Source organism: Enterobacter sp. ODB01, assembly GCF_001623605.1.
Classification (GTDB): domain Bacteria; phylum Pseudomonadota; class Gammaproteobacteria; order Enterobacterales; family Enterobacteriaceae; genus Enterobacter; species Enterobacter kobei.
On record NZ_CP015227.1, the window covers coordinates 4,314,790 to 4,331,480 of the forward strand.

12 protein-coding genes and 1 pseudogene are annotated in these 16,691 nt (G+C 52.5%); 2 read left to right on the forward strand and 11 right to left on the reverse strand.

Annotated elements, in window-relative coordinates; all coding sequences use genetic code 11:
* Position 1: 1 nt before the first annotated feature.
* From A4308_RS20510 to tssB, 10 genes and pseudogenes are all read right to left on the reverse strand, one after another.
* Positions 2–2,638 (reverse strand): type VI secretion system Vgr family protein, encoded by a 2,637-nt coding sequence (locus A4308_RS20510; protein ID WP_045134533.1) that lies wholly within the window; start codon positions 2,636–2,638, stop codon positions 2–4.
* A 370-nt stretch (positions 2,639–3,008) separates the two neighbouring features.
* The gene (locus A4308_RS20515; RefSeq protein WP_045134534.1) at positions 3,009–3,476 is read right to left on the reverse strand and encodes a putative T6SS immunity periplasmic lipoprotein; all 468 of its coding nucleotides are present in this window, start codon (positions 3,474–3,476) and stop codon (positions 3,009–3,011) included.
* Positions 3,470–4,024, reverse strand: a complete 555-nt coding sequence (locus A4308_RS20520; RefSeq protein ID WP_045134535.1) for a hypothetical protein — start codon at positions 4,022–4,024, stop codon at positions 3,470–3,472. The genes A4308_RS20515 and A4308_RS20520 overlap by 7 nt, the downstream gene beginning before the upstream one ends.
* Entirely contained in the window at positions 4,017–6,656 is a 2,640-nt protein-coding gene (tssH, locus tag A4308_RS20525) for a type VI secretion system ATPase TssH (protein WP_045281772.1), read from the reverse strand. Before tssH ends, A4308_RS20520 begins: the two co-directional genes overlap by 8 nt.
* Before the next feature lie 168 nt (positions 6,657–6,824).
* A complete protein-coding gene (hcp, locus tag A4308_RS20530; protein ID WP_014884709.1) occupies positions 6,825–7,316 on the reverse strand; it encodes a type VI secretion system effector Hcp in 492 nt (163 codons plus the stop codon).
* A gap of 4 nt (positions 7,317–7,320) precedes the next feature.
* Positions 7,321–9,044, reverse strand: a pseudogene (locus A4308_RS20535) (OmpA family protein).
* 3 nt (positions 9,045–9,047) lie between these two features.
* Positions 9,048–9,701, reverse strand: a complete 654-nt coding sequence (gene tssL, locus A4308_RS20540; protein ID WP_045134537.1) for a type VI secretion system protein TssL, short form — start codon at positions 9,699–9,701, stop codon at positions 9,048–9,050.
* A complete protein-coding gene (gene tssK / locus A4308_RS20545; RefSeq protein ID WP_045134538.1) occupies positions 9,698–11,035 on the reverse strand; it encodes a type VI secretion system baseplate subunit TssK in 1,338 nt (445 codons plus the stop codon). The genes tssL and tssK overlap by 4 nt, the downstream gene beginning before the upstream one ends.
* Before the next feature lie 18 nt (positions 11,036–11,053).
* Positions 11,054–12,598: a type VI secretion system contractile sheath large subunit gene (gene tssC / locus A4308_RS20550; protein WP_014884713.1), complete on the reverse strand. Its 1,545-nt coding sequence runs from the start codon at positions 12,596–12,598 to the stop codon at positions 11,054–11,056.
* A 32-nt stretch (positions 12,599–12,630) separates the two neighbouring features.
* Complete coding sequence (gene tssB / locus A4308_RS20555) at positions 12,631–13,128, reverse strand: type VI secretion system contractile sheath small subunit (protein ID WP_014884714.1); 498 nt, start codon at positions 13,126–13,128, stop codon at positions 12,631–12,633.
* A 768-nt stretch (positions 13,129–13,896) separates the two neighbouring features.
* On the opposite strand from tssB, the gene lpxP reads away from it, so the two are divergent.
* Positions 13,897–14,817, forward strand: coding sequence for a kdo(2)-lipid IV(A) palmitoleoyltransferase (lpxP, locus tag A4308_RS20560; protein WP_087529900.1), 921 nt, complete (start codon positions 13,897–13,899; stop codon positions 14,815–14,817).
* A 358-nt stretch (positions 14,818–15,175) separates the two neighbouring features.
* On the forward strand, positions 15,176–15,247 hold the full coding sequence (gene ypdK, locus A4308_RS22600; protein ID WP_099458937.1) for a membrane protein YpdK: 72 nt from the start codon (positions 15,176–15,178) through the stop codon (positions 15,245–15,247).
* A gap of 52 nt (positions 15,248–15,299) precedes the next feature.
* Here ypdK and alaC read toward each other — a convergent pair whose 3' ends face one another.
* Positions 15,300–16,538, reverse strand: a complete 1,239-nt coding sequence (gene alaC / locus A4308_RS20570; RefSeq protein ID WP_014884716.1) for an alanine transaminase — start codon at positions 16,536–16,538, stop codon at positions 15,300–15,302.
* Positions 16,539–16,691 lie beyond the last annotated feature (153 nt).

Sequence of the window (16,691 nt, forward strand, 5' to 3'; positions counted from 1 at the left end):
ATCACGCACTTTTATTTTCCTCACAATCACTGCATTGGCAACCATCGTCCTGGAACGACATATCTGAGAATGATGAACGATGTACTCTGTCCACAATATTTTCACTATCGTACCAATAATCACTTTGAATCATTTCAAGTTCAAAAGGCTCATTCGGGTTTGATGAGTAAAATGGGACTGTTTCACCGTTCTCGTCTGTTCTACCAAATAATTTCTGCCCATTACTCGATGTCAACACGTATGCCGTAGCGGCAACTGGAACTCCGGCATCAGACGATGCAGTAAATTTCCCACTATATCCAGATGGAAACTGGGGCATAACACTACTCATGCTTACACTACCCATTTTCTGTGCATTGGCACATTTCCACAGGATATTACCTTCACAGCCCAGAATAATATTCTTACCCTGCAACTGGATGAACGACCCATCCAGATTTTTCAGCACGATATCTTTCGCCGCCGTGATCTCAATTCGCCCTTCTGTACTGGTTACGGTCACATCCTTTTTGGCTATCGCATCAAGCGCATCATCCTGAGCCTGAATTTCTACTTTTCCCTTAGCCGCAAAGAGTTTCATTCCGGCTTTACGGGCCAGCATACTCACGGCTTCACCTGCTGCTACGGTAAATCGTTTAAGTGCGCTAATGTCTGTATTCTGTTGCGACATGATCCCAACGCTGGCACTACCCGACGCCATACGAACCGCCTGCGGGCTGGTGATGCTTACTCCTTCAGGCGCATTTAGCACCATTCCTGGCTGGGCAAGGTCTTTAAGAGCATCAGTCAACTTTACCTGGCTCTGTATATCAGCAGGAAGTGCTTGTGCCGTTTCAGCAGCATCAGACAAACTTCTGGCAATACTCAGTGCATTTTCCAACTGGGCAATAGCTTCCTGCATCGAAAGCATCTTGTCCCCGGCAAACGGCTGTTTATCTGCTGTGATAAATACACCAGCTCCGCCGCGAACGGCCACCCATTTATCAGTACGTAACTCCGCACCTTCACCCCGAAGTACCCTGTCAGCATCCACATTGTGACCCAGATTAAGCTGCGTCTTACCGCCGTACTCTGTACTGATCTTAACGTGTTCTTCTCCCCGCTTATCTTCCATCCGCAGCTTGTTCAGGCCAGCTGTGCGAATGACGTTGCGAGTGCTGTTGGCCTCCGTAACATGGTCAACGTGGCGGGAGTCGTGGAGGGCATGAGCAATATACGGACGATCCGGATCGCCTTCATGGAATGCAATGGCAACTTCAGTACCCTGTATCAGCGGGAAGTGGAAGCCGTATTTGTCACCTCCGTAAGGCTTGGCAAAGCGCACAGGCATACTTTCCATGCCCTGGCGTTTATCGTCGCGGTCAGCATCGAATTTCACCCGGTACATGCCGGATGCATCCTGCCAGGCGTAGATGTCGTTATCTTTGGCACTGGTCACACGCGCCATCAGCGTGCCGCTGACCACCGGGCGCTTTTTAGCGGCAGGTCGCCAGCATCGGTTCTCGTAATATGGCATCCCCTCCCACATCACCATCAGGGCATCTTTACGACTGGCGATATAGCTCGTGCGGGTAATGATAATGCCGTTGTCCGTTTCTGATGGCAGGGTAGGCGACACCACACGTTCACTGATGGTCAGCACCTGGGCCGGAGAAAGCAGGGCATCATTACTACTGCCGCTGATAGTCGTCTGCCCGGACAGGAAACGTTCATGTTCAAGGCGTGCCCAGAAGTTGCCGGTTTCTGCTGCGGGGGTGATTTTGTCGCCGCGTTCAAGATGACGTGGCAGGTAGTGATACACATCACCGTAGGTCACACCTTCACCATCACCCCTCGTCATGTCTGCCGGTACAGAAGTCAGGATATTCTGGGCTTCACGGTGATTGTAATCACTGGCGGTGACAGAGCGCTCAACTACGTTCTGTCGGACGTGAACCCCCCATACCGAGTCCGCTGCATTGTCACTCATGCCCGATGGACTGCTCAGTGGCAGCGACTTACCGAACGTCCATGCACTCTGCTTGTCTGCAAAATGCACCACCTCAGTCTGGGTGTCGGGTTGCAAGGTAAAGAAGTAGAAAATCCCCACTTCAGCCAGCAGACGCTCAATGAACGCGAGATCGTTTTCCTTGTACTGGTTAATCTGTTCACGCTTCGGATAGTCAGCTTTGAGGGTGAACTCATACTCCCAACCTTTCAGGCCATGCTCCTGCAATACTTCAGTGACAACTTCCGGTACTGACTTATTAACGAAAAAGCGGTGGGTACGGAATTGATTGCGCAGCAAAGACAGGAACGGCTCAATAATAATCTGGTACGTCGCCTGGTCACGTGAGCCACTGATACGCTTAAAATGCGTCACCACACCATGCACCACTTTCTGCCCGGTCATCCCCATCAGAGGCCCGGTCCCCATGGTCAGCGTGGCAGGCTTAGTCAGCAGTTGCGCTGAACTGATATTTTGATCGCTGCTGGTAAAGATAACCTGGTAGTAATAAAGCTCACTCATAAACTCCTTACCGCTGAAAGTTTCCACATCCAGTAAGGCTGTGCAGGACGGAATATCCAGACGATAGCGGTTCAGCCCGCCTTCAGTTAGCGCAGACAGGGTGTTCTTAAGCGTATCTGTCAGACTCATGATATTGACTCCATGGGATAACCTGCAGTCCATGACTTTATTGCCAACGGGTAAGTAACAGGTTCAATCAGGGTACTCAGCGAGTACGAAAAAGGGTGATTACGGTTCCAGCCACGACAGCACACATGAGGGCTTTAACCAGCAACACGGTCATTTCAAAGTTGTCCATCGCATTTTCCCCATTACCACTGATGGGAATAAAACGCTTAACAAACGTGTAAATAAAAGCTTCAGGTAGAAATAGAACACCAACGATAACAAACAGAAATAAGATGAAAATTTCAATCTACTAGCCACCCCAACGTCAGGAAACAAAAGATTAAGCTATATATTTACAAAAAAATTTAAATACGGACACTTATTACACTTGCTATTCTGGAGCCTTAATTGAACCATACGGCCTTGCGAATTCGCGATCTGTCAAAGGGAAATTATACACTTGATCATTATTAATACCGACACCAACAACAAAGCTTCTCGCTTCTTTATTATCAAGTGTTGGATGAAGTACAAACTCAACTATATACTTGCTACCATCTTTAAAATTAAAATAAGATGGAGGAATACATAACTCACCTTCAATAACCTTAAGGCCGGGGGAAAAATTAAAATCTTTCTCCATTGAAGGCGTCCCTCGCAGATTGATACCCATATCTACTGGCTGATAATCTTGTGCATTATCAATATTCACGCAAACATTATCACCCTTTTTACTCACCTTTGCAGTTTCATCAAAACGAAATCTGTCACCTGGTCCAGGGCATCCCGTCAGGATTGGAAGACAAAAAAACGTTAACAACAAAGAGTTAAGCTTAATAAAATAGTTACGTCTCACCATGGAAAGCCCCTCAAAGCATTTTTATATCCCTCACGTATCACCGACTCAGAAGTATCCCCATCGAGCGTAATATCGGGGTATCTTTTATTTTCAAGGTGACTCCAGATTTCATACCCAAAAGTCTGTAAAACAAAATTATCTGCAATAATCTGCGCCTGCTGCTCCATCGGATATTCGCTTAAGAGACGACCATCAAGGGTATAACGGTAACTCACCATCCAGCTCACCAGCCCTCTGAAGATCACATTCATTCCTTTTCCACGCTGCCAGACATGACTTATTTCATGGATGAACAGATGCTGAAGACTGTCGGTTGTCTGTGAGAAATCATCGAAATATAGATCACGAAAATAGATCTCCCCGTTCGGGGTCATCGCCGTATTGTTATCCTGTAAATTGAAAGGGAGATAACTTTCTCTGTGTATCCATACTTTCGAATAATCAATGGTGGATAAAAAAACGGATTGCGCCAGCTGTATTTCCCCCGCCGTGAGTAGTCTGACACCACCCTCTTTGATTCTGAACCCATCCTGCGTTTCATCAGCCATGTGTAAACTCCAGCCCTATGCCCTCTTCCTCACTCCATCCCAGAGTCAGGGAGTGTGGTTTCTGCTTCGCCGCCATATGGCTCAGCAACTGCTGACTCAGCACCGGCAGAATCTGCTGATTCAGCAGACTGTCAACATTCCTCGCACCAGTATCCGGCAGCAGGCAGGCGGCGGTCAGCGCGTCATACAGGCTCTCTTCAATATGCGTCCGCAGGCCGTAGTGTCGGTTCAGCCGCTTACTGACCTGTGACAGCTTCATCTCCACGATGGTGCGCATAGCCGCTTCCGCCAGAGGACGGTAAATCACGGTCTGGAAGCGGGCCAGCAGTGCCGGCTGGAAGTGGTCACGTAATATCGGGCGCAGCAATTCGTGCAGGTCGCCTTCGGTGGCGTCAGGCTGTTCTTCCAGCAACTGCATCAGGTGGTCACTGCCGAGGTTGGAGGTCATCAGAATAACGGTATTGCGGAAGTCGATTTCACGACCTTCTCCATCACGCATAAAGCCCCGGTCGAATACCTGATAGAACAGGTTCATGACGTCACGGTGGGCTTTTTCCACTTCATCCAGTAGTACCACGCTATATGGTCGTTTTCGCACGGCTTCGGTCAAAATACCGCCCTGACCGTACCCGACATAGCCCGGCGGCGAGCCTTTCAGCTGCGAAACCGTATGCGGCTCCTGGTATTCAGAAAGGTTAATCGTGATGAGTGACTTCTCGCCGCCATACATGACATCGGCCAGCGCAAGCGCGGTTTCAGTTTTCCCGACACCACTCGGCCCCACCAGCAGGAATACGCCCTGCGGGCCGTTCTCGGACGTGAGGCCCGTTTTTGCCGCGCGCAGACGCTGAGCGAGGGCCTTAAGCGCCGTATCCTGCCCGACCACACGCTTCCCTATTTCATTTTCCAGCGTCAGCAGTTCGGTCTGCTCGTCTTTCATCAGCGATGACAACGGCACACCTGTCCAGTCGGCTATCACGTTGGCAACGGTACGTACATCCACATCCAGGGAGAGCAGCGGGTTACCGCGCTGCATCTCGTTAAGCTCCTGATGCAGCTGGTGAGTCTCGCTCTGGCGCGAGATATCCTGACGGCTTTCGAGCAATTGAGCGGTCAGCTTCAGTTCCTGACCATACTGGCTTTCGAGTTCATCGAGCGCCACAATCAAGTTTACCTCTTCCTGCTCTATCGCGCTCAGACGTCCAGCATGACTCTGATTGCCAATCGCGATATCTTCCAGCAGCGCCTGCTTCTCCATGTCGAGCGCGGTGATAGATGCGCGATAACGAATAAGTTGCTCCGGAACCGTGTCGATGCTCATGCGTACGCGGGCGGCAGCGGTATCCAACAGATCCACCGCTTTATCAGGAAGTTGACGTCCCGTCAGATAACGGCGCGACAGGGTAACTGCGGCACGAACCGCATCATCGGTAATGTGCACATGGTGATGTTCGGCGTAGCGGGATTTCAGGCCCCGCAGCATCAGGCAGGCGGTATCGTCATCCGGCTCATCGACTTTCACCATCTGGAAGCGGCGCTCCAGGGCTGCATCGCGCTCAAAGTATTGTTTGTATTCAGACCAGGTGGTGGCCGCAATTGTCCGCAGTTCACCCCGCGCCAGCGCGGGCTTCAGCAGGTTGGCTGCATCCGCGCCACCGGCCTGGTTGCCTGCACCGATGATGGTATGCGCTTCGTCGATAAACAGCAGAACGGGTACCGGGGACTGCTGTACTGCATCAATGACGTTTTTCAGACGCTGTTCAAACTCCCCCTTCACACCCGCGCCCGCCTGCAGCAGGCCGAGGTCAAGCGTACGTAGCACCACGGTTTTGAGTGATTCCGGCACATTGCCTTCGGCGATTCTGAGCGCCAGGCCTTCAACCAGTGCGGTTTTGCCCACGCCCGGCTCGCCAACCAGAATCGGGTTGTTTTTGCGTCGACGGGAAAGAATGTCCACCATCTGACGAATTTCGGTGTCACGACCGAACACCGGATCGATTTTGCCTTCTTTTGCCTTCGCAGTGACATCAAGGGTGAATTTATCCAGCGCATTCTGAAATGCAGGGTTGAGTTCTCCCTCTTTTACTTCTGCACCCACAGGGCGCCCGACGAACTCGACTTCTCCACCATGACTTTGCGCCAGTTCCGCTTCCTGCTGCACTTCCGGACGTTCATCTGACTGCGCATCAAGCAACGGTCGAAGACGCTCAAGCTGACTCTGGCCCAGGGTCAGCAAAGGCCACAGACCGTTGCAGCGCACCAGGTTTTGTTTCTCAACCAGTGCCATCAGTAAATGCACACTGCGGATATGTTCTTCACCCGCCAGTGAGGCTATCAGCCAGGCTTGCTGCATCAGAGACTGGATGCTTTCTGAAAGCTGCGGCCGGTGGCGTACCGAGCGCGGCTGTTTATCCAGCCAGCCCAGTAAATCCTGCCAGATGCCGTCCATATCCCATTCGTAGCGGCGAGCCAGCACCGTCAGGTCACCTTCCCCCTGCTCCAGCAGCTTCAGCAGCCAGTGCTCCGGCAGAATTTCTGCATGCGCGCGAGTCTGGCAGAGCGAAGCTGCACCTTCCATTGCCCGCGCGCAGTATGGATTAAGACGTCGAAGGAGGATTGCCGGGTTTTCCATGTTGGTTTTACTCACTGTTGTGGACCTTTCTGACACGCTACCGCCCCTGGCCGTTACCGAGGCCCATAAGGTCTGTTTCCGGGATGTGATGTTTTCTTTGCTCAGCGCCTGCAGCGGCAGACGTTCAGCAAAGAGAAAAGCGGACAGGAAAACCTGCCCGCTTGCGACTTACGCAGTAGCGCGTTCGTTCCAGGAGTCGGAATGAATGATGTTGCCGTCTTTGTAGGTCCAGGTGATTTTTTCGTAACGCAGTTCAACGCGCTCAAGGTGGTTGTGCTTCTCTTTAGAAGGATCCTTAACGTCATACATTTCAGGATTCACCTTCACCACCTTCACGTTTTCCAGTTTGGTGTTGAAATACTCCACTTCCTGGCCCGCGTCGTTGATTTTGTACCACTTGAATTCCGCAGACTTCAGGGTCTGACCCGTGGTCACAGCCTTATAAAGATATGGGCTGGAGGAATCGATTTCTTTGGTGAACAGGAATGGCGTGTGGATACGCGTCCCGGTCAGCTTGCCGGTATTGTTATCGGTCGGGATGTACAGGTTGTGTTCCTGAGCCACCACTTCGATGCTGCCTTCACGGTCCTGAACGTCTACAGACCCTTTAATGTCCGCGCCGCCATCGTCTTTCAGCCAAAGATAAACAGGAATTGCCATGGAATTACTCTCCATTTAATTGTGATGCGCCATCATCCTGCGATGGCGCCGGGTGTTTGCCGGGTAGCTGACAGGCATTGGCCTGCGGCACCAGACTGATTTCGACACGGCGGTTGAGCGCACGCCCTTCCGGGGTGTCGTTGGTTGCAGCAGGACGGCTTTCGCCATAGCCCTGCACAGCAAAACAGCTTTCAGGTACGTCGCCGGTGTCTCGCATCCAGTTGCGCACTGCCTCGGCACGTTTCAGCGAGAGCATCTGGTTCAGTTGCGGATTTCCGGTGTTATCGGTATGGCCGGATACGACAATCAGCCAGCCCGGCTTCGCTTTGATGCCCACCAGAGAATTCACCAGCATTTTGGTAGACCCCGCTTTGAGCACAAATTTTCCGGAGTCGAACAACGACATGCTGTCGAGACGAATGGTTTTCGGACCCTGAATAATTTTCTTAATGACCGGAGGCGGCGGTGGCGGAGGTGCCCAGTCACTGACTGCGGCCTCAACGGGCGGAATCAGTCGCAGTCCCTGATACAGACCCAGGCGATAACGCAGTGGCTCCCCGCGACGTTGCCAGTCGTCCAGCAATGCGCCATCGGCCCGCAGGCGCTGCTGGGCACGCAGTTTCGGGGCAACAGGCTGACCCGTCAGCTGGTGATATAACGCAAGGTGATCGCCAACGTTACGAATGAGGCGCTGGTTGTTCATCCAGGACGCCAGCATCGCCAGCGCGAGAAAAATCCCGCCCAGTAATCCGGCATAACGCCAGAACACCATCCTGCGGCTCACGCCACATCGGCGCGGCAACGCCGGCAGCAGCAGTTCAGGCAGCGGCAGTGGCTCGGTGCTCACAAAGGCATCCGGTGGCAGCGCCGTCAAGGAAGTGATGTGTTGTTGCCAGAGATTGCCCGCGATACCACTCACCGGCACTATGCACATACCCTGCACGCAGGGCGTCATCACCGGTAACTCCCCCGCCGTAGCGACAGCAGGTCGTTCACCGCGCTGTTTTGCCAGGCAAGCAGACTGTCCAGCCACAGGCCATGGCTCAAACGCGAAAGACGCCCGTCCGTTCCTATTTCCAGAGGCCAATCCGTCAGTGACACATTGCCCTGACCGGGCTGATACACCTGAATACCGCTTCGCGGGCTTACCGTGGTAAACCAGACGGGCTCAGCCTCTGCACAGGCCACAGGAGGAGATACCCAGGTCACGGTCCACAGCGGGGGGATAGTGCCAAATGCCGCACGGCACCGGACGACAGCACGCTGCCAGCCCCGAAGATGCTGGGTAAAATCATCGCCGGAGGTGTGCTGTTCAGGTACCACCGCCAGCATGACGGAGAGTTGCGACACCTGAGCCGGACGCACCAGGCTCAGGTGTTGTGCCAGGAGTGGCAACTGCTCCGCATCCTTCACCCACAGATACCAGCCCTGTCGGGTTTCCCGGTTATGGGAGCCGGACACAAACAGTGGGCTGTTGTCGCCACAAACAAGGATCACCGCACCCTGAAAATCTTCCGGCGGCAGATTTTCATCCACAATTTCCCGGACAGCGGTCGCTCGTGCCTGAGAAGCCCGACGCTGACGCCAGAGCATCACCCCTGACACCAGCACAATCAGCAGACTGAGTGCCACACGGCTGCCCGAGGACAGTGGCCAGAATCCCAGGATGAGCCACAGCGCCAGTACAGCACCCAGGGCAGTTAACAGACTTCGGTACGCATCCCGCATCGCTTACCCCGGCCTGACGGTCTGGCTTACCAGTTCGGTAAGCGAAGACGAAAGGAAAAACCAGAGCGCCACCATGGCGACAGCGGCCACAACCCAGCTCAGCCAGTACCCGCGACGGCCGCTGCGCAGGCGTGATGCCCGGGCAACAATGGGAGAGTCCTGTGCCAGCGTAAAGGCCGGTACCCGTTCCGCAAGCGCGCGAACAATATCTTCCCGACGCTCATCATCCTGTGCGCGATATTGCCCCACAAACCCCAGTAGCAGAGTCCGGTGCATACAGGTCAGGACTGCGGCGTCAGGGGAGGTTTCTTTCAGCAGGTCCCGGATCCTTTCCCACAACTCCTCACCGGCATTGAGAGTGCCAAAGAAGTGTGCCTGCAGCGGGTCACGCCGCCAGGTCAGATAGCCATCATCGGTGGTTCCCCGGTTCATCACGCTCTCATCAAGCAGAGCACACAGGGCATACACCATATGGTCACAGCTGATGTCGCTGTAACCTGCCTCCGTGAGCGCCGCTTTTGCCTCCTGCACCAGACGGCAGGCCCGACGATAGAGACCTTCCCCGTCACGAACCTCCTGTCCGCCCCGCAGCTGGCTGGCCATCAGCCAGCCGGGGTAGAAAATACGCTCAATTTGACTTATTTCTGATGTATTCATGTGCGCAGCACCGCAAAGAGTTCAAGTTTCACATCCCCCAGTGAGCGCGGGGTATAGAAGGTGCAGCTTCCCGCTTCCAGCATCGCCCGCGCTGCCTCACTACTCAGATCCAGCGAGAAATACTGGTTCTCAAGGCGTAACGGGATAGCGGCCGGCACATGGGTCAGCGGCTTGATAACCATCCCGCTCAGGGCCACATTCACCACATCCGAAACATCTTCAAAGCTGCCCGCTTTACACAGCTGCGGGAATTTCGTCTGAAGCTCATGGTTCGGCATGGAGGAGCGTACGGAGAGGTAGAAATCTGCCCCTTCGCGCAGGCGCGCATCGTGCAGGGCACCTTTCCAGATCTGATCCTGATGCTCCAGGTGGATACTCACCACCCGTGACGGCAGGCTCGCTTCCAGCAGCTTATCGAGTAGTGCCAGCAGCGGCGGGAATACCCGCTCCGGTGCATCGTGCTGATAGGCAGGAATATCGCCAGCGTCATGCTCCAGTGAGAAGGTCAGCAGACTGCCGGCGAGGCGTGCCAGTTCGCGGTACAGCAGTTCCGGGTGACGACCCGGAGTCTGTAGCAGTTCTGTTAACACCGGTTCTGCACTGTTTAGCGCATTGAGCAGCCAGAACAGGGAGACATCCGCGACTGCAAAGTCCGCCATTCGCTCGTTACTCTCACGGCGCATGGCCATCAGACGCTTACGTCGTGCCTGCAGGCGCACCAGCAGATCACCCAGTTCGGTGATCAGCAACGGGCTTGCAGAAACGGAAAGCATCGGTGGGATGAAAGCCGGGTCCCGGCTCCATTGTCCCTGAGCATTACGCACCAGACGGGCGAGCGGGCAGGTCAGGTATGCGGTATTTTCTTGAGTGGACAAACGCAGAGTGATGGCATTACGTAGAATAGCCAGTTCCCCCCTTTCATACCCGGCCAGTTCCTGGACTACCACACGCTCTGCTTTCCAGCGACGCGGGCGTTCACTGTCCTGTCCGTTATCAAGGTTACCACCACTGGCGCTCAGCAGCGGCAATGCGGCTACCACCTCAACTGTCTCAGAGCCATTTGCGGCTGATAAATCACAGACCGGGGGAAGATTATCCGCCAGATCCGTATCAACAATCGTGCCGTCCTGGAAACGCACCACCAGACGGATAGCATTCAGACGCGCAAGCGCAAGCGCGGCATCATCAAACTCTGCAGCAATCACCCCCCAGGGATGAGAAATAACCATCCCAGCGACCATGTAGGCAACGTTTTCATCCCAGCGAGCTTGCTGCTGGAATTGTTGCGGGGCCAGAGCGGCCCCATCCTCCCAAAGTGGGCGGTAAATTTTCATCCCTGATTACCCCTCGCCTTACGATTTCGCCTTCGGCATCTGGGAAACCAGTGACAGGTTGACGTCCATGCCTTCGACCTGGAAGTGAGGGATCGCGTACAGCTTCACGCGGAAGAAGCCCGGGTTGTCTTCAATATCTTCGACAACCACTTTCGCATCACGCAGCGGGTGAGACGCCTGCAGTTCATCGCCCGGATCGGTCATTTCAGTGACCAGACTGCGAACCCAGGTATTCAGCTCCAGTTCAAGCAGACGGCGATCCTTCGTGGTACCGATGTTTTCGCGCTGAATCAGCTTCAGGTAATGGGCGATACGCGACAGCAGGAAGATATACGGCAGACGCGCGTTGATGCGGCTGTTAGCCGTTGCATCTGCGGTGTCATACAGCGCCGGTTTCTGGCTTGAGTTAGCCGAGAAAAAGCAGGCATAGTCGCGGTTTTTGTAGTAGGACAAAGGAATGAAGCCCAGATTCGCAAACTCAAATTCGCGGGTTTCGGGGATCATGACCTCACTCGGGATTTTTACCTGATTACCGGTACCGAGATCGTAAAGATGGATAGGCAAGTCCTGAACCGCACCACCGGCCTGCGGACCCCGAATCTGTACGCACCAGCCATTATTGATAAAGCTACGCACCATGTTGGAAGCAAAGGCAAACGAGGCATTCGTCCACAGGTATTTGTCGTGATCCGGACCTTTGACCTCTTCGACATAATTGAAGCTGCGAACGGGAACGGTATCTGGTCCGTACGGTAAACGTCCCAGTACGCGCGGCATGACCAGGCCGATATAGCGAGCGTCGTCGGTATCGCGGAACGATTTCCACTTGATGTACTCTGCGCGGTCAAAATAGTTACCAATATCTTTAATCGCAGCGACGTCTTCCATAGACTCTTTAAGGAAGAATTTTGGACCTGCTGAGCCGATAAACGGCATGTGCGCAGCAGCGGAGACTTTAGAGATGTTGCGCAGCAGCGCGACATCCTGCGCTGAAGCATCGAACTCGTATGCGGAAATCAGTGCCGCAATTGGCTCGCCGCCTGGGGTGTCATATTCATCAATATAGGTGTGTTTATACAGACCACTCTGGATGATTTCCGGGCTGTCTTCGAAGTCCTGACGCAGGTCTTCTTTAGACATACTCAGCAGCTCAATTTTCACGTTCTGGCGAAAATCTGTTTTATCAATCAGCGACTTCACTCCGCGCCACAGGCCTTCAACTGCCTGAAACTCCTCATGGTGCATTACCGCGTCCAGCTGACGGCTGATCTGGTAATCGAGTTCAGCAATGTGGTGATCAATCAGGCTTTTATCCAGTTTTTCGACTTTCGCACCGGCTTTGGTCAGACATTCCAGGAAGACCTGCATACCTGCCGTCAGACGTTCATCCGCGGTCGCATCCGACATCGCCTGCGCGTCCTGCCAGATATCCAGGGCGCTCAATTCAGAGACGGGACTTAAGTTGATTTTCTCAAACAGGGAGGCGTAAACCCCACCCGCAGCAGGACGTTCCAGCACCATGCTTTCACCGCCAGCAATATTATTTTGTACAGACATGAGCATTCCTTGATTAATCCGTTAAAACATCGTGATGGTTAAGCTTTTTTGGGTGCCAGTGCGGATAATTCATTGCGCAATTCAGCGCTAAGCGACTGGTCAAGAACGATTTTTTCCAGCTCTTTTCGGAAAGTCTGGTTATCCAACAGGTTGGCCTTAAGATCGCGGAGTAAGTTGCGCATCGCCAGCATCGCCTTCAGCTGTGGTATCTGGGCAGCCACCTGCTCTGGCGTGAAATCTTTCATGCTCTGGAAAGTCAGCTCAATATTGTCCTCACCACCATCATCTGACAGGGTGTTTTTGACGCTCAGATTAACTTTTGGGGAATATTCGGAAAGAACACTGTCGAAATTATTTTTGGTGATGTTAACTTTTTCACGCTCAGATATTGGCGCAGCATCCTGACCATTACTGAAATCACCGGCAACAAGCAGTTTTAAGGGTAATTCCATTTTCTTGCTTGCTCCGCCAGTATGCAGGTCAAGCTTCAGGTTAATACGTGCCTTAGGCACTTCATTCTGAAAACTGTCAGACATTTGATCATCCCTCTTTGTTTTGCGATGCAAACTTCACGGTATCGTTCTTGATGCGCAATATTAGAACAATGATCGACCGCAAATCAAATACACAGATCATTTATCCGCAATTAGAAAATTCTTAAGAATTTTCCTCTAAGATATTATTGCAATTTATCAGACCAACCCAGAAAAAGAAGCTACTCTTTTTCTGTAAAACAAATATTTGTATCGTAAAAGCGATTGCAGCCAGTCAGATGCTAAAAAAACAATATTGTTTTGATTTGCATCACAGCACTATATCAAAAACACAGGAGAGAACTACTTTAGACTCGATAAAAAGAAAGGTGAATAAATTATGGACTCAGGCACTTCATTCATTGGATGAATAATAAATAAGAACTTTCACAAAGAAAATTCTTATTTGTTAAACGAAGAGGTACAAAAAAAATTTGAATGCGGAATCTGCCACAAAAAAATAGCGCTTTTAATCCTTCCTCTCTCGAAGAGGCTTCCTGCCCGACTCAGGTGGAAGGTGTTCTCATGACTGACTGCCTATAAAAACTGTAAAATCAACCACCTCCTTGACTGCCGCTTTTTTAATCAAAAACGAGTAATAGCACATAACGTATAACGGTGCTACATTACGCCGCCCACCCAAATCAGCAGTGGTCAGGCAACGCCGTAAAGTTCGGTAAAGCCTGAAACCATCACCTTGAAGAACGGTCTTAATGGCACGTCGTATCGCACACGCTGCGCTACCTTTACAGGCTTCACATAGGTTTTACTATCTTGTCTCAATCCAAATTTGAACGTGCGTTTTTACACCCGCGTTACTGGTTTACATGGTTTGGTCTTGGCGTACTCTGGCTGCTGGTGCAACTTCCCTACCCTGTGCTGCGTTTGCTGGGGTCGAAACTGGGCAGCGCCTCTCGCTATTTCCTGAAACGTCGCGAAGCCATCGCGCGCAAAAACATCGAGCTTTGCTTTCCTCAGTACAATGCTGAAGAGCGCGAAAAATTGATCTCTGAAAACTTTAAATCTATCGGTATGGCGCTGCTCGAAACCGGTATGGCCTGGTTCTGGTCGGATGAACGCGTCCGCAAGTGGTTTGATGTCGAAGGGCTGGACAACCTTAAACGCGCGCAGTTGCAAAACCGCGGTGTGATGGTTGTGGGCGTTCACTTTATGTCGCTTGAGTTGGGTGGCCGGGTGATGGGTCTTTGCCAGCCAATGATGGCGACCTACAGACCGCACAATAGCCCGGTAATGGAGTGGGTACAGACGCGCGGCCGCATGCGTTCCAATAAAGCGATGATCAGCCGTAATAATCTGCGTGGAATGGTCGGTGCCCTGAAGAAAGGTGAAGCCGTCTGGTTTGCCCCTGACCAGGATTATGGACGTAAAGGCAGCAGCTTTGCCCCCTTCTTTGCCGTTAAAGACGTGGCGACAACCAACGGTACCTTTGTGATTTCGCGGTTGTCAGGCGCCGCCATGCTGACCGTGACGATGGTGAGAAAAGCGGATAAATCAGGCTATCGTCTGCACATCTCTCCTGAAATGGCTAACTATCCTGAAAACGAATGCGAAGCCGCAGCGTTTATTAACAAGGTCATCGAAACTGAAATCATGCGCGCGCCAGAGCAATATCTCTGGATGCATCGCCGTTTCAAAACGCGCCCACTTGGCGAAGCCTCGCTCTATATTTAAGTCCCGCGTGACGGTTAGTTTCGATAAGAAACTAACCTTTTCAATCACCTGTAATAACCCCGTGTAACGGTTTTTCGTCGCGTCGCTCAAAGTGAATTTATTGCGTTGTGAAATCAAACTGTCGCCGTTCCACGACACCCGTAAGTGTCGGAAATTATTTAAAAAAATCCCTCTTGTCACCCCTCATTTTTAGGCGTACATTAGCGCCGTCTGGCTACAGGAAAGCACAGAATTCTGAGCTGGAGTCGGCGGCATAGCGGGAAAATTCTCATTTCCGTTTTGGCCGGATTTCAGTTCTCTATACTCAGTTGGACTCTGTTTTTAAATGCGTACCACAAGATACGCGGAGCGATGAAACGTGAAATATTTCTTTATGGGCATTTCGGTGATCGTTTTAGTCTGGGCCGGAACCTTTGCCCTGATGATCTAGTGAAGAACATGCAGTCAAAAAGACAGGAGCCATAGGCTCCTGTCTTTTTATATCATGATGATGCGGGGTGTTCGGAGACGCTCTTTGTTGAGAGCAGGCCATCGGCCCGGAACATACTCTTGATGCCCCTCACCGCCTGACGAATACGGTCGCTATTTTCGATTAAAGCAAAGCGCACGTGGGTGTCACCGTAATCACCAAAGCCAATGCCCGGTGAAACACACACCTTCGCGTCCTGCAGCAGTTTTTTAGCAAACTCAAGCGATCCCATTGCCGCATACGGCTCCGGAATTTTCGCCCAGACGTACATGGACGCTTTCGGCATTTCCACCATCCAGCCCGCTTCATGTAACCCTTTTACCAGCACGTCGCGGCGGCGTTTATACTGGGCTGCAATGTCGTGAACGCATTGCTGATCGCCTTCAAGCGCCGCAATAGCTGCAACCTGTAGCGGCGTAAAGGTGCCGTAATCGTGATAGCTCTTGATTCGCGCCAGCGCACTCACCAGCGTTTTGTTACCCACCATAAAACCAATACGCCAGCCCGCCATGTTGTAGCTTTTCGACAGAGTAAAGAATTCTACCGCCACGTCACGCGCCCCCGGCACCTGCATGATTGAAGGCGCTTTCCAGCCGTCATAGACGATATCCGCATACGCCAAATCATGTACCACCAGCACGTCATAACGCTTAGCCAGGGCCACAACCTTCTCAAAGAAATCGAGCTCCACGCATTGCGCCGTCGGGTTGGACGGGAAACCAAGGATCATCATCTTGGGTTTCGGATAGCTTTCGCGAATTGCGCGCTCCAGTTCGTTGAAGAAATCGACGCCTTCCACCAGCGGTACAGAACGTACCTGCGCCCCGGCTATCACCGCGCCGTAAATATGGATTGGGTAACTCGGATTGGGAACCAGTACCGTATCACCGTGATCCAGCGTGGCCAGCATCAGGTGCGCCAGCCCCTCTTTCGAGCCGATGGTCACAATGGCTTCACTCTCAGGATCGATATCAACCTGATAACGATCCTGATACCAGCGCGAGATCGCGCGGCGTAATCTGGGAATACCGCGCGAGGTTGAGTAGCCGTGCGTATCCGGACGCTGGGCAACCGTGCAGAGCTTCTCAACGATATGCGGTGGCGTTGGGCCGTCAGGGTTGCCCATGCTGAAATCAATGATGTCTTCGCCGCGCCGACGCGCAGCCATTTTCAGTTCAGCGGTGATATTGAAAACATAGGGGGGGAGACGATCGATACGCGTAAAACGGCGTTCAGGACTGAATTCAGCCATAGATTCCTCAGATTAACGTTAGCGCCCGGACCGTCCGAGCGACGCTGCCACTGATGTGACGTGCTTAGAAAATAACCTGAAAAAAATCACGCTGTCGAGAGGGAAATGAAAAAAAAGAGAACCCCATGAAAACCGGAACACGGGTACGCCTTA